The 14677-nt window shown below is 35.2% G+C and carries 12 protein-coding genes; 8 read left to right on the forward strand and 4 right to left on the reverse strand.

Annotated elements, in window-relative coordinates; all coding sequences use genetic code 11:
* Positions 1–70: 70 nt before the first annotated feature.
* From F3D3_RS11565 to F3D3_RS11590, 7 genes are all read left to right on the forward strand, one after another.
* Entirely contained in the window at positions 71–1258 is a 1188-nt protein-coding gene (locus F3D3_RS11565) for a TolC family protein (protein ID WP_069874091.1), read from the forward strand.
* A 16-nt stretch (positions 1259–1274) separates the two neighbouring features.
* Positions 1275–2393 (forward strand): TolC family protein, encoded by a 1119-nt coding sequence (locus tag F3D3_RS11570; protein ID WP_069874092.1) that lies wholly within the window; start codon positions 1275–1277, stop codon positions 2391–2393.
* Between the two features lie 328 nt (positions 2394–2721).
* Complete coding sequence (locus F3D3_RS11575; RefSeq protein ID WP_069874094.1) at positions 2722–4092, forward strand: MATE family efflux transporter; 1371 nt, start codon at positions 2722–2724, stop codon at positions 4090–4092.
* Positions 4093–4508: 416 nt separating this feature from the next.
* Positions 4509–4646, forward strand: coding sequence for a hypothetical protein (locus tag F3D3_RS24125; protein WP_175438359.1), 138 nt, complete (start codon positions 4509–4511; stop codon positions 4644–4646).
* Between the two features lie 452 nt (positions 4647–5098).
* The gene (locus tag F3D3_RS11580; protein ID WP_139132077.1) at positions 5099–5314 is read left to right on the forward strand and encodes a hypothetical protein; all 216 of its coding nucleotides are present in this window, start codon (positions 5099–5101) and stop codon (positions 5312–5314) included.
* A complete protein-coding gene (locus F3D3_RS11585; RefSeq protein ID WP_069874097.1) occupies positions 5304–6629 on the forward strand; it encodes an S-layer homology domain-containing protein in 1326 nt (441 codons plus the stop codon). Before F3D3_RS11580 ends, F3D3_RS11585 begins: the two co-directional genes overlap by 11 nt.
* Before the next feature lie 9 nt (positions 6630–6638).
* On the forward strand, positions 6639–7175 hold the full coding sequence (locus F3D3_RS11590; RefSeq protein WP_069874099.1) for a hypothetical protein: 537 nt from the start codon (positions 6639–6641) through the stop codon (positions 7173–7175).
* Positions 7176–7312: 137 nt separating this feature from the next.
* Here the strand turns inward: F3D3_RS11590 and F3D3_RS11595 are convergent, their stop codons facing one another.
* The 4 genes from F3D3_RS11595 to F3D3_RS24130 all read right to left on the reverse strand — a co-directional run bounded on the left by F3D3_RS11595 (position 7313) and on the right by F3D3_RS24130 (position 10279).
* Entirely contained in the window at positions 7313–7633 is a 321-nt protein-coding gene (locus F3D3_RS11595) for a DUF6618 family protein (protein ID WP_069873694.1), read from the reverse strand.
* Between the two features lie 10 nt (positions 7634–7643).
* On the reverse strand, positions 7644–8450 hold the full coding sequence (locus tag F3D3_RS11600) for an ExeA family protein (protein ID WP_242877126.1): 807 nt from the start codon (positions 8448–8450) through the stop codon (positions 7644–7646).
* A complete protein-coding gene (locus F3D3_RS11605) occupies positions 8447–9694 on the reverse strand; it encodes a DDE-type integrase/transposase/recombinase (RefSeq protein ID WP_069874100.1) in 1248 nt (415 codons plus the stop codon). The genes F3D3_RS11600 and F3D3_RS11605 overlap by 4 nt, the downstream gene beginning before the upstream one ends.
* Before the next feature lie 63 nt (positions 9695–9757).
* Complete coding sequence (locus F3D3_RS24130) at positions 9758–10279, reverse strand: DUF6431 domain-containing protein (protein WP_175438360.1); 522 nt, start codon at positions 10277–10279, stop codon at positions 9758–9760.
* Positions 10280–10707: 428 nt separating this feature from the next.
* Between F3D3_RS24130 and F3D3_RS11610 the strand changes: the two genes are divergently transcribed.
* Complete coding sequence (locus tag F3D3_RS11610) at positions 10708–14658, forward strand: hypothetical protein (protein ID WP_069874102.1); 3951 nt, start codon at positions 10708–10710, stop codon at positions 14656–14658.
* The last annotated feature ends 19 nt before the right edge of the window (positions 14659–14677 follow it).

The raw sequence follows: 14677 nt of genomic DNA on the forward strand, positions 1-14677 counted from the left end.
CTAGTGATTTATATTTATAAAAGGTTATAATGAACACAGGATAGTTGTAAGGAGGTATGAAAAAATAATTATGAACATAAAAATCGTAAAAAAAATGGTAAGTATAATGCTTCTAGGGGTAATGCTTATGACAGTGGTACCTCTTTCGACCTTTGCTGAAGATACACAAGAGGCAAGTGTTCAAGCAGATGCGACGGATGAGTCAAAAAAAATTCCAATAGAGATTGGACTTGTGGAATTAAGAGAGCTCTTTATAAATAATGTGAAAGATGTTCGTGATCTCAAAAAAAATATTTCAGATTTGGGAGAAAATGTGGACCGTTTTGATTATATGCCTTATTTGGTGGACAGACCCTCTGGAATGAAGGATCAAAGAAAAGGCCATTATTATGAATTTGCATACCCCAATTTGGTTCAACCCGAAAATTTGAAAGCTCAGTTACTCTCTTTAGAGGTGGGCAGGGAAAAATTGGAAACGACATTAAGTTATTCAGTGGACACAATGCTGTCTAGTTTAAGTGTTCTCAATGAACAAGTTAAATTATATGACAAAATGGTACAAAAGACAAAAAAGACATATGAAGGTATTTTGAAGAAGAAGGAACTTGGGACAATTAGTGAGGTGGCTGCAGAAACGGCACGTGTTGAACTCGATAATTTAAAATACACATATCGCAAAAATGAGCTTCAAGCGCATACCCTTAGGTTGAACATTATGTCTCAGGCGGGTTTGGAATTCGACCAAATTTACAGTTTTCCGGTCCCGGTTTTTACATTAAGTGATTTTGATGAAACTCAGTTTGGTCAATACTATGAAACAGCTCTTAGCGCCAATAAGGATGTGATTGCAGCTAATCGCCAGATGGAAGCACTTGAAAATGAAAAGAAATATGTTGAGCAATATGAAGTCTTTATTTTAAAATCAGATTTATTAGATTTTAAAAGACGATATGAAGAAGGTCAAGCCCTTCAAGTAACTTCAAAAGAAAGCGTTTACACAAATTTGAGAACATATTTGAGTGAATTTTATCGGTTAAAAGAAGAATTAAATGTTGCCCAAACGCAGATAAAGTATGACGAGAACTATTTGTCAAAACTCAAAAAAATGGAGGCGCTAGGGCAAGTTGTAGACACAGATAGACTTTCATATGAAATTAAAGTTTTTCAATCTGAAATTAAAGCGATGTCTTTAAAAAATGAAATGCTTTTATTGAGTCAGAAAATTGAGATGTTTACAGCGAATGGTTTGAAATTATAAAGTGGAGGACGTATAAATGAAGAAGTATCTTTACATTGCATTGACGATTTTGCTTGTTTTTCAAGTTGGATCGTTACCGATATTTGCAGATGAAGAGTCCAAAGGGCCTATCTCAATTTCATATGAAGATGCGGTTCAAATGATGATTAAAAATAATCGTGAACTTGACAGCATTGCAAAGCAAATTGAAATACAAAAAGAAATTATAATTGAGGTTAAGAATGAGTCAAGTCGATTAGATGGTTTTATTTATGATGATGAAAATAAAATAAATGATAGAGCAACTGCGGTTTATGTGGATCCTGTGATTGCTCAAAATAAGTTGAATAGTTTAAAAAGAAGTTATGAAGACAAAATTTTTGAGTTAGAACAAAGTGTGATTGATTATTATGTAAATTTAGTGACAAAAGAAAATCAAATAACTGTCTATGAAAATTTGAAAGTAATTGATCAAAAAGAATTTGAACAAAAGTCTTTGGAACTCCAATTGGGTAAGATTACAGAAAATGATGTGTTACCTTATGAGATTGAAATTGATACTGTAAACAAAGATTTAGAAAATGCGATTCGCAATAAAAATTTAACGTTAATGGATTTTAATTATTTAATTACAAATGAATTAGTGGTCAAGTATATTCCCAATACGACCAATATAAATTCTATTCTAACAGGCAATTATTTAGCGCTTGAAACGTTGGATTTAAATACAATTATTAAGAAAAATGTTGAGAATGACGCCACTCTAGCGAGCTATAGGGAAGACATCGAAAAGTATGAGCAACAAAAAAAAGTTGAGCGAGTTTACACGAGTAGTGTAAGCGCATATAAAAACTTTGATTCAAATATTGAAGAGAACACGTTGGACACCGATAAAAGGAAAAAAACAATTCAGTACAAAGTATATACAGATTTTGACAATTTGCAAAGTTTGCTTTTGGATTATAAAATTGCACAAAATAGTTTAACGTTAGCTGAGAATAGTCAAAAAACAGCGAATGTGAAATTTGAGCTAGGTCTTGTCACACAAATTGATGTATCAAAAGCTGAAAAAAATTTGATTTCTGCGAAGAATGACGTGACAAATGCACTGAATGCATATTATAAAGCCTATCAAGCGTTTTTAAGATTTCACTAAAATTCTAAATAGGGTTAGAGGATTGCTTAACTGTTGACTTTTGATACTTTAACTCAATATTTATTTTGAAATATAACATTGCATGTGTGGTTTGATGAGAGGGTAGCCTAGAAATAGGTTGCCCTGTTTTGTTAATATCATTAGTCTTCGTTCAGCAAAGAGCAGTAATGTTCAGCCTGCTCTTTGTGGTTACATGAAACATTTATTATCACGGATCATGTGGTGTTTTTAGCGTCAGAGTGTGAAAAAAATATTGAGTTGCCCGAAATAATTAGAACATGCTATAATAATTCGAATAGAATTTTAGTGATGAGATGAGGGCACTTTTATGAACAAGGGCAACGATCGGATCAACTTAATTGAAGGATCAATTATTACAAATTTGCTAAAAATGGCCATTCCAATCATGGGCACTAGCTTTATGCAAATGGCCTATAACATGACGGATATGATTTGGATTGGTTTTCTAGGATCGAAAGCTGTGGCTGCAGTTGGCATTGCAGGTTTTTATGTATGGTTTTCGTTTGCATTTATACTGATTTCCAAAACGGGAACGGAAGTAAAAGTAGCTCAGGCATCTGGTGCAAATAATGAAGATGCGGCTGAAAATTATGCAAGATCAGGTTTTCAAGTGATCTTTATAATCGGCATTTTGTATACAGTTGTCCTTATTTTGTTTAAGGAAAGCTTAATTGATTTCTTTAACACAAGGGATGCTGAAGTGGAACTTATGAGTAAAGCCTATCTGATGATTATTGCATTAGGCATGGTGTTCTCTTTTTCAAATCAAGTCTTTACAGGTATATTTAATGGCCGTGGAGATAGCAAATCACCTTTTAAAGTCAATGCAACGGGTTTGATTATTAATATTATATTAGATCCTATTTTAATTCTGGGTTTTGGTCCAATACCAGCTTTTGGAGTTGTAGGCGCAGCGGTTGCCACTATTTTTGCTCAATTTGTTGTTTTTCTGCAATTTGTTTATTATATCAAATTTAAGCACAGTTTATTTCATCATTTTACATTTATAAAAAAACCAAATATTAAGAGTATTGAAACGATTGTGGCTATGGGCATGCCACCAGCAATCCAGAGTGGGCTGTTTACTTTCATATCGATGTTTATAGCGCGCCTAATTGCGGATTATGGTGCAACGCCTATTGCGGTTCAGAAGGTTGGTTCACAGATTGAAGCTATTTCTTGGATGACAGCAGGTGGTTTTGCTGTGGCACTGGGCGCTTTTGTAGGGCAAAATTATGGTGCAGGGCAATTTAAGCGTGTCGTAGAAGGTTATAAGAAGGCAATTGGCGTTGCTGTTCTATTGGGCGTTTTTAACAGTTTGCTGTTATTCTTGGGTGCAAAGTGGCTCTTTATGATTTTTATCCGAGAACCGCTTGCGATTATTCAAGGCGTGGATTATCTCAGAATTCTTGCAGTATCTCAGCTTTTTATGTGTATTGAAATTACAGCCACAGGTGCACTCAACGGTATTGGCAATACAAAACCAGCTGCTTTTATCAGCATCGTGTTTAATGCTTTGAGAATTCCGCTTGCATACTATTTAAGTACTCAGACGCCTTTAGGGCTCAATGGCATTTGGTGGACGATTACCATAAGCAGTATTTTTAAGGGGATTATCGTCTATATTTGGTTTGGGATGGTTGTGAGGCGGTCTCCTGAATTTTCAAATGCTATATAGGTTAGAGTGTCAAAAGCCAATTTCGCTTCTCCCATCTACTTTGTGCTAGATCTCCGATCTCATATTTTGTTAACAAGAGAGAATAGAAAGTGGAGCTTATATAACCCTTGAGGATCCGATAGGATTGTGCAAGTGTTACGAAGGTAGCGAAGCGGACTGAGTATCCGTTTTATGGAGAGGCTTCTGTCATGATTTTTAATTCGTCATGGAAGAAGCCTTAATTTTTTAAAGATTACAAATACCACGTGTTACGTGTTGTATCACGTACACAACGCAACAAAAATAAGATGTAAAAAAATGTTATATAATTGTTGCTTTTCCGTAACACTTTGTGATATACTTTAAAAAACGCATTTGTTGTTAAGAGACAATAGTACTTTCACAACAATATGACTAAATTTTAAAGGAGAATCGTAATGCATTATAAAGATCACACGGTCATCTGGGTCATGGAAAATATTTGCTACAAACCAGAGATTAGAATGGAATACGAGGGTACAAATGAGATCATACGCATAAAATCGGGCATACATACCCAAATTCATAGAAAATAATGCCTTATAGAGATGCCTTCGGGACGTCTCTATTTTGCGTTCTATAGCAATTTGCCTTCACAAACCAAGAACTCACAACAAGAGAGCAAACGGCCTAGGTGATTATGAAGTCAAAATGTATAGGTCACAGATCTATGAAACGCCTTGTGCAAAAGCAATAAAGCTTAAAAAGAATTCATCACAAAAAATACATCACAAAAAAGATGTAATAATATGTAAAAATGATCTTGATTTTACTTAATGTCCTGTGTTATACTAAAAAAAATGTATTCGTTATTAAATGATAATAATGATCTAAAGCATGATGAATATAACCCTTGAGGAGATGTCCCCCACTTCTCAAAGTGGGGGTTCATATTCCTAATTCAGTGGGAGTCCAAACGCCCACTGAATGCAATCCGATAGGATTGTGCAAGTGTTACGAAGGTAGCGAAGCGGGCTGAGTAGACGCTTTGAAAGGTTTTACCTTGTCTAATCTTGGTTATCATTATCCTGATCATACGATTGTATGGGAGGCTTTAAATATTGAAAATGACATGTGGGCTATAAAAGCAACAAGCAATAAGCAACAAGTAAAAAAGGATTTAATCATTTCTATAGACGTTGAATTAAAAGAATGCCAAATTGATCATTTTAGAAAATTGGAAGGAGAAATTTATGAACTTTAAAAAATTAGCACTCATAGGAATTTTAAGCATCACAATACTATCCCAAACAGCTTTTGCTACAGCCACCCCAACCGATATTCAAGGTCACTGGTCAGAACCCTTCGTCACTTCACTTGTCAGCCAAGGCGTAATCTCAGGATATCCTGATGGCACATTCAAACCCGACAAATCCATCAGTAACGTGGAGTTTCTATCTCTAACCCTTAAAGCCATGAATGAGACGGTACAAGGTGCAAGCTCTAGTGAATCATGGGATGTGCCGATCATGAAAAGGGCGTACGAACTTGGACTTGTTAAAACAGGTGAGCCCATGGCCGATGCTACAAATGAAATCACAAGAGAACAATCCGCAACAGTACTTTATAGAGCGTTACAGATCAAAGAGGGGATTCAGTATGACCAGTGCTACACACCTATACTGGATCAAGTGATCTTTGACCACGATCAGATTAATTCGCTTTATAGGGATAGTGTTTACAGTATGCTTCAAAAAGGGGTGTTTACAGTAAGTCAAAGCTATTTTAATCCAAAAGGGTTATTAAATCGAGGGGCGACATGTGTTGTAATTGAAAGAGTGATGGATAAATCTAAAAGACTTGATCCTGTCATGGATTTAATGGAAAACCCTAATATTACTACAATCAAAGTGTCACATGTTGAACCCAAAGAAAGCACTACTACTAAAACCGTTCCTTTCGAAAATGGAAAACCAATCATTGATGAAAAGTTAGTTTACAACGAACTTAAACAACATCCTAATAATGCGTCTACAGGTAGACTAGCAGACTATTACGATTACGAAGGCTATATCAATTCAGAGTGGGAATCACCATTTTACAAAACCTATGAAAAGAAAAAAGAGGCCGTTGACGAATACTATGATACTGCGGTAAATGGCTTAAAAGTGCTTTATAACTTCTCATACGATGATATCACAACATATGAAAAAGACTTAAAATACTATGAAGTAGATGACCACAGTACAGAAGATTGGATTAATAGACGATTACAGTGGATAACAGATAATACCCTTGTAATGGAAAGCTATTTTGTAACAGATAAATCATTGTTTTATCGTAGTTCTGATGGGACAAATAGAACAAGAGGAAGACTCTATTTTGTTTATCATTTTCCGAGTCAAGAAGCAAGTATGAGTGATATTGACCTTAAAGTGGATCAATGGTACTACGTAGATTTTGAAGTGAAAACCTCTCAATATCTTGGACAATTTGGTGTTGAGTGGGATCATGCAAGAATCACATTGGGGGGGAAAATTTACTTGAGTGATGTTATTCCTCTCAAACCTTTAAACTAAGGAGTCTTTATGAAAAAAAAAATAAGCATTTTTTTAATTATCTCAATGCTTTTACAATTAACTTATGGAATTTCAATTGCCGAAGATGAAGGTCAATTTTTAGATTATGATGATAACTACAACGCCTTCATCATGCTAACAGACGTCCCCATGGCAACAAATGGTTACGCTTTTAGAACCGTAGGCGTAAAACTCACAGCACCCATTGAAAACGGTGAAGCTCTGACGATATATATGCCTATGACACAAATCGGAAATGGTGAAGAAAGACAAGTTGAAGGAAAAACATGGGTCAAAACGGAATTTCACATCAAACTAGATGAAATCTATAAACAATATAAAACCTTCTATGGAAACGATCCCGAGCGGTCAGACGGTCTTGAAAGATTTTTCGGCAATGATAACATCATGGTCGTAGATGCCATACTTGCCCCAGTTTTAAGTGGACAGGTTCAAGGGCAAGTTACAAGTGCTTCAACAGACTTGGGGACCGGTTATATTGTTATCCGTCAAATTAAAAGCACCACCATCAGTCGCATTGTTTAATCCTAAATTGTGCCTAGTCTAGGGATCAGAAGCAAATTATTAGCGGCCTAATGAGCACATTAAATAAACTGCCTCATATTTAGTGCATATTAAATGATCCAAAGAAAAAAAGCGAGTGACCTCGCTTATGATTTGAGTTAAATATCTATATATGAACTAATCGCCTTCAAGGCATAAATAATGCTGATGGCATCTGTTTTTGAAAAATTCGGATGATAATTCGTAAGGCGTTCTAAGTTCCAGAAGGTATCGGTTAGTGCCGCAAGTTCAGTTGCCACGCCATGGGTAGGAATACATAAGAAGTTACCATGGGCGTAGTGACCACAAATGATGTGAAAACAACTTCCACGAGCGGTTATTTTTATCTCATAGGGATGAACGGTAGTGAGCAACTGGACTTGACCTTCCCAAGAGCCAGACTTAGATTTACTTTTAGAACAACGATAATCAAAAATCATAAAAAACCTCCTAGAGYTCAGTATCGTTAATGGCTTGCATGACCATGTCAGTATTAATAGATGACGCTTTGTGACTTTCGCCGATGAGTAAGCTCGCGTTGCAAAACTTATTGATAATTCGGGGTGTGCCATCGGCGGCATTGAGTATGGCTTCGATAGCATTATCATCGAAAATGGATTGAGTGCATCCAGCACCTTTAAGCTTATCATTTATATAGCATCGACCTTCTTCTTTTGTTAAGCCCCCCATGTCATAGTTCATCACGATGCGCTGRCGAAAGGGCTCATGGATGCCCAAACGAAGTGTTGAATTGAGAGAAGGCAGTCCAGCAAGGAGTATGGCAGCGCGATCTCTAGAATCCATTTCAAAGTTAAAGAGAATCTTAAGGTCATTGAGAATGGCGGTATTGATATAGTTGGCTTCATCAATGATAATAACGGGTGTTTTTCGTTTTTCAATGGCAAGTCGTGAAATTTCATCTTGAATAGTTCTGAAATTATCAGGCTTACGAAAAGCGGGTTGCGCKCCAAGTTCTACAGCAAGATTGCGGTAAAAATCATTAGCTGTGAGCGTAGAAAAACTAGAGTAAATCACCTTATATAAAGAGGGATTGAGGTTATTCGCCCAGTGCCTGATAGCAGTGGTTTTTCCGCGACCAGGAGTGCCCGTAAGAAGACCAAAGCCCTTTGTTTTAACTAAATAATCAAGACGAAAGAGGGTTTCGCGATATTCTTTGGTGTCAACAAGAACYTCTTTAGAATTCTTTAAAAAAGGGTTGAATTCCAAACCGTAGCGGGCKATATAGTTCATGTTCATAYTTCTTCACCTCTATACAAATGTAACTTTTCTCGTTTAACAAAGGCGTTTTCGTGTTTGTTGAGTAATCGGATAGGTGTAAAAGTGCCATCGTGTTCAACAATAAAAATAGATGCCATATCCGCAGAGTAGCGTAGGCGAACTCTTTGCTTTGCAAAGCGATAATCAACTTCATACTCAATCTGATCGATGGTGATGACACAATCGATGGAAACGCGCCTTTCAATTTCAAGGAGGAAGTGTTTTTGAATCTCCTCATCAGTAAGACGCCTGATGCGTTCGGGTTCTGAAAAGAAGCGATCCTGTGGAGAAGACCCTTTAAGTGAGGCGTGTGGTGACTGATTATACCTTTGGACGTAAGCTAAAAGATTACCACGCAACTCATCAAGGGAATGAAAATCCCGAATATCCAGAGCCGCAAGCCATTGATCTTTCATGGTGCGAAACCAACGTTCGATTTTTGCTTTTTGTGTTGGCGTGTAAGGCCTGTCGTAATGGAGCACTGAGCCAGTGCGCGCTGCCAACAGTTCCATTTGTTTATTCTTAAAGGAGCTACCATTGTCAAAATTGTACATCTGTGGGCGACCATATTTGGCAACAGCAGACTTCATCACCGACATAAGGTTCACAAAATTATCGTTAAAAAAGACATCGATGCCGACAATGAAACGGCTAGCATCATCAATAAGGGCAATAATGAACACTTTGTGTTTCTTACCGTCTTGCGTTTTAAGATAAGGTCCCACACTGGTATCCCCACACCAAACTTCATTGATATGAGGGCGTTCATAACGTCGCATGTCTTGATTGGTAGTGGTCTTTTGATGGATCGCAAGGTGCTTKATAAAGCGATTGACCGTTGATTCTGATAATTCAGAGGGTTTTATACTCCCAGTTTCTCGAAGCTGCCTGAAAATTGCAGCAGAAGACATACGCGGGTAGTTGGATTTAAGGTATTTAATCTGTTCTTGAAGCTCATCATCAAGTTTGCGAGACTTTCCCGTATCCGATCTAGAGGCAGGTAGTAGTGCGTCGAAACCGCCACGTTGATAACTGTTATACCAATGTTTAATGGAAGCGGGTGCAAAATGCTTAATGGTGCCCTTTGGGGTACTGACACCTTTACTTGAGGCATCACGAAAGAAAGCCTCCTTAGATTCGTATTGATCAGATAGACCAGAAATAAGTGGAGCGATGATAGAATAGCGCATCAAAGCGATTGCATGAGTTTGATCGTKAGTCATAGTATGTTCCTCCTTTAGAATTATCTTCATTATAGGAGCAAATATAAAGTTGGTCGTGTTAGGTTATGTGGGTTTTAGAAAAAGGAGATTAGGYGTTCGTTTAATCTGCATAAACTGGCGATTGAAGTTTGAAAAAGAGCGCTTTACTAAATYSTTTGAAGGGCAAAGAGGTAAAGAAGCAGCAAGGAGGCGGTTTAACCAATGACAGAGATATTGTTTAATAACATACCGAATATTGCTCTCATCGATAGAGGGCGTGTCTTCCATGATAGGCGTAAAGTCATCAGAGCGTTTATGGCAGTTTATAATACGAACTTGGTCATGGAGAGAGATCTGAGAATAAGGGACTATGGAGGCTAATAGAATGGCATGAGTTGTTTTACAAAATGAACAGATGACACGTCTGATGCGTAAGGTTACTGAAGCATCTTCATACTTAATATCACGGTTATAGTAACCATGAATAGACATGCATCCCGAATGGCCACAAATACATCCCAACTGATGATTCTGAAGATTATTTAGGACATTATCGTATAAAATTTGAGAAATAGGATTGCAATTATCCGTTAAAATCGTTATCATATGAATTGTTATAGACGAGGTCTATCTCCTCTCTGTAATGAGTTTCAGCAGAAGTCAAACTTTGGTCGGGGAGACTTCTGYTGTATGAATGAAACTTAATGTATTCATGATAACATAAGAAGTTAGCGRATAAAATAATTTGATGCATYATGCAACAGATTAAAATGTCTACTAACTTCTTTTATTTTGACTGATATAGGGTTATTCAAAAGTAAATAATGTGCGGGATAACACGGTGTTTACGATGAAGGTGAATTGAAAAGTAAGGTGGATAGGATTGAAGTGTATGATGGACATGTTTTAATTAAAAGATACGACATGAGAAGTGTGTATTTACTGATTAACATGTTATACTTTGTAAGTAAGAAGATGAGCTACCACAAAGCTTAAAATATATGCATTAATTTGGAGAGAAAGTTGGTGAGAACATGGCGAAAAAGAAAGCAGATAAAATAAAAAAAAATTATTGTACATCTAAGTCAACTATTCAAGAATTGCAAGTGTCAAGAACTGGAGGGCAAATTGCACTCACAGGATTTACTTATCAATTTCTATATTCTTGCTATTTGATATTATCTGAAATAAAAGAAAATACTGTTTTTTATTTAGAGGGAATTGAAGATATTGACAAGATTAGCCTTAGAGATTCGGATGATTTTACTACTCATATACAATTAAAATATTCAACACAAAAACAAGATGCCAGTTTTTTAAAAGATGTTCTAAAAAACTATTTAGAAGCTTATCTTATTGATAAAAATCGAAATTTTAAATTGATCTATGATTTTGAGGTTGCTAATGGGAATTTGAGTAAACTTTTTGAAAGCAGCTTAGATATTACTTCCAACACTTATTGGGCAAGGATAATTGAACAAATTAAAGAAGAAAATCCATTTTGGAATTGGAATGACTTCTCATACGATAGCTTTATCTCTAAGCTTTCTTTTGAAAAAATAGAAAAAAGCATTTTGTCTCGAGAAATTGAAAAGCTCTTGATAGGCACTTACGATATTGTAACAGACAATATTTCAATATTTGCAAACGGTCTTAAAATTTGTTGTTTAGAAAAAATGGAACACAGAAATAGCATTAATAAAAATGAGCTTGATATTGTAATTCTCAATATTAAAGATGATATTAGCAAAGGTGTACATAACCCTGCACACAGTTGGATAAAAAAAGCTGTTTTTGAGTCCGGCGACAACTACGAAACAGACTATAGCTATTATGAAGGAAAAAAACCTTCTTATCAGGATATCGCACGGCACTTACCAGTAAAAAGAACTTTATTGGAAAAGGAAGTTGCTATATCTGTCGAAGAAAATAGAGTGACTGTAATTAAAGCATCGAGCGGTCAGGGGAAAACAACCTTGTCTCTTAAAGTTGCCTATGACTTGCAAGAACAATATACAATTTATCAGCTTTTATCGTGTAATGACCATAAAGAGTTGAGCAATATAGTTTCTTATTTTGCCACGAGAGTAAAAATGGGAGAAAAGCCACTAATTATTATTGATAATCTAGATTCTCAACTTAGTGAGTGGAATAGATTAGCCCAACTGCTACAAAATGAAGTGGCATATCATTACAGATTAGTTATAACGACCAGAGAAGATGATTGGTATAATTATAGCGGAGATTTAAGCAGTGTTAAATCCTTACATGTAGTTAAATTGTTTCTTGGTGAAGAAGAAGCACAGGATATTTTTAAAGTGCTTTGTCAAACAGGTAAATTGCACCCTTCAATAACAGATTGGCAAAAATCGTTTAGGATTGTTGAAAAAAAGAAACTATTGATTGAATATATTTATTTACTTACTCATGGCGAAATGCTATCAGAGCGAATCAATAATCAAATTATTCAAATTAGTGGTACTAATTCTGGTAAAATTAAGTGCGAAATTCTTCGCAAGATTTGTTTCGCGGACATATGCGGAATTAAACTTTCAGCAAATAAACTCATTGGTAGTTTAACAGAAACAACCTCTCAAGATTATGGAGAACTGCTAAAGAGCATTGAAAATGAATTTTTAATTCGCATTGATAGCACGGAAAAATATATAGAAGGATTACATCCAGTACGCTCGCAGCATATTGTTGATAAGTTGCATGAATTTATTGGGTTAGAAACTACGGCATTGCAAGTTATAAATATTGCAGATTCTACTTATTATGCTAAGCTATTTTCTTGTCTTCCAAAGTTAATAAGTAATAAAGAAAATTTCTATTTACAATTAGTTGAAGTGATATGGGATAAAAATAATTTGATCCCATACGTAGATGCTTTGCGTGGCATATTTTCTGGTAGCGTTATGCAATATTACCTTGCCAATCAGAGTATTTATGATGATGCAAATGAACATGGTGGTTTATGCCTATTAGATATGGAGTTAAATCCATTTACTAAATTTGAAGAGATAGACACCTCCTTAAACACTTTAGATGATATACAAAAAATAATGCCTGATAACAAAAATATAGAATATCTATGCAACCTTAGAAATTCTACACCTAAAATAGAGTTATCAAAAACAGACATCTACTTTCTGTGTAAAGCTCTACATGAACGCTTTAAAAATGATGAAGCCTTTAATATTACATCGGATATTACTTCATATGCAACAATTATTTATTGGCTCATCAACATTGACCATTCGTTTAATTTATCAAATAACATTTCCCTAAAATTGCTTTGGGAACGCTGCAACAGTTATTCTGTGGATACTATATCAACTATTATGTACACTTGTTTTTGTGGAAACAGAGAAACCTACATGGTGTATGTTAATGAAAATTTAGATTGTATTTTAGAATATCTAAGAAATGAAACTGAATCACTACAAGTATACTTTAACGAGAAAAGAGATGAAATCCATGTGCATTATATTCTCTTTGCAAGCGAAATCAATAAAGGCAATGATGAGAGTGTGGCAAGATTAAAAACCGTATGCAAAACGCTTCCCATTTTTGATACTTATTGTGCTGATGCTATTAAACCAGTAATAGATGTACTGTCTGGATATGAAATTCCTAATGATGCACATAAGACTATGCCAATCAAAAATATTGTAATTATGTATCATCAAGAATTTACATCCCTTTGGAGCAAAACAATTCTCAGCAATTATGAATGCGATAGCATTTATGGGTGGCTAGAGCATTGGTTTTGTATTAGAACAAATATTGTAAATTTGTCCAATAAAATTGTTGTGTGCATTCATAGACTGTTGGAGCAAAAACAATTAGGCAAACTTGCAGATGAAATAGATGAACTTAGGGAAGAATTAAACAAAAAGCTGATTAGAGAGTATAAATATCCTTATGAGGATAGACCTTTTGACGAAAAAGCAAATCTTCCAGAGGGGTTAAGCAAAATCAAAAGCGACTTTTTTCAAAGCATACAAAATTTCTACAATCAAGTAGTTGGATTTTTGAGTAGAGATAACGAGAAATCTCGGTTAGCATTAATAAATTTACGGCAGACATTGTCGACTCTAATGAAAATGCAAACATACTTTAACGAGATTTGTATAGAACAAAAAATACTAATGGAAAAACATCAAGAGCTATGCAAAAATGAAGATGAAGCATATCAACGCCTAATGAGTTCATGCCTGTATTTTAATGAACACAAACCTAGCAAATACTTTAATAAATATCAAATAAGCATTTGGTATGAGAAGAACTATAAAGAAAAACTTATAAAAACATTATATGCCTTAAGTGATTTATCAGCTGCATATTCCATAAGTTTCCCTAAACATTATTGCTTCGATGGGATACTGAGTCAATATCCGATTATTGTGAATAATTTTGATATGACAGATGGTGATAAACTTTTGCATCTCTTGTACCTATGCACTCCTTTTGCCGAATTAGAATATGATTATTTGATTCTCTTATGTAGCAACAAACCCAATATCTTAATTCCTAATGGGTTAAAGATTCCAAAGAAATTTTTTGAGACACTAAAACAAGCTGTCGAAAATGATGATGAGTCTTTGATAAATGAATTGACTCCGCCTTTTCCTGTAGAGGTTACAATACAGATGGTGAACTGTTTTGCAAATGTATATGATGTTGAAAAACCTGCTGTTACAGGATACGAAAATGTTGATCGTGTAGGCGAATTATTGTGGGCATACTCAAAATCTCGACAAGTGCTAATCGACAAACAGGATGCAAAGTATTTTAAGATTATTGAAAAAAAGTATAAAGATGAAATTCTAAAACTTCTTGGAGATATTAATAGTAAAATTGCAGATAAGCATTTTACTGAAATCTTTAATATTTGCAAGGCTGTATTTGAAGGCGAGGAATTTTTGGATGTAGAACTAAATGCATTTTACAATAATCTCATCAGTATTTGCTTGAGTTAACTCCAGTTTACATAGAGAA

Origin of the sequence: Fusibacter sp. 3D3 (genome assembly GCF_001748365.1) — a bacterium.
GTDB lineage: Bacteria > Bacillota > Clostridia > Peptostreptococcales > Acidaminobacteraceae > Fusibacter_A.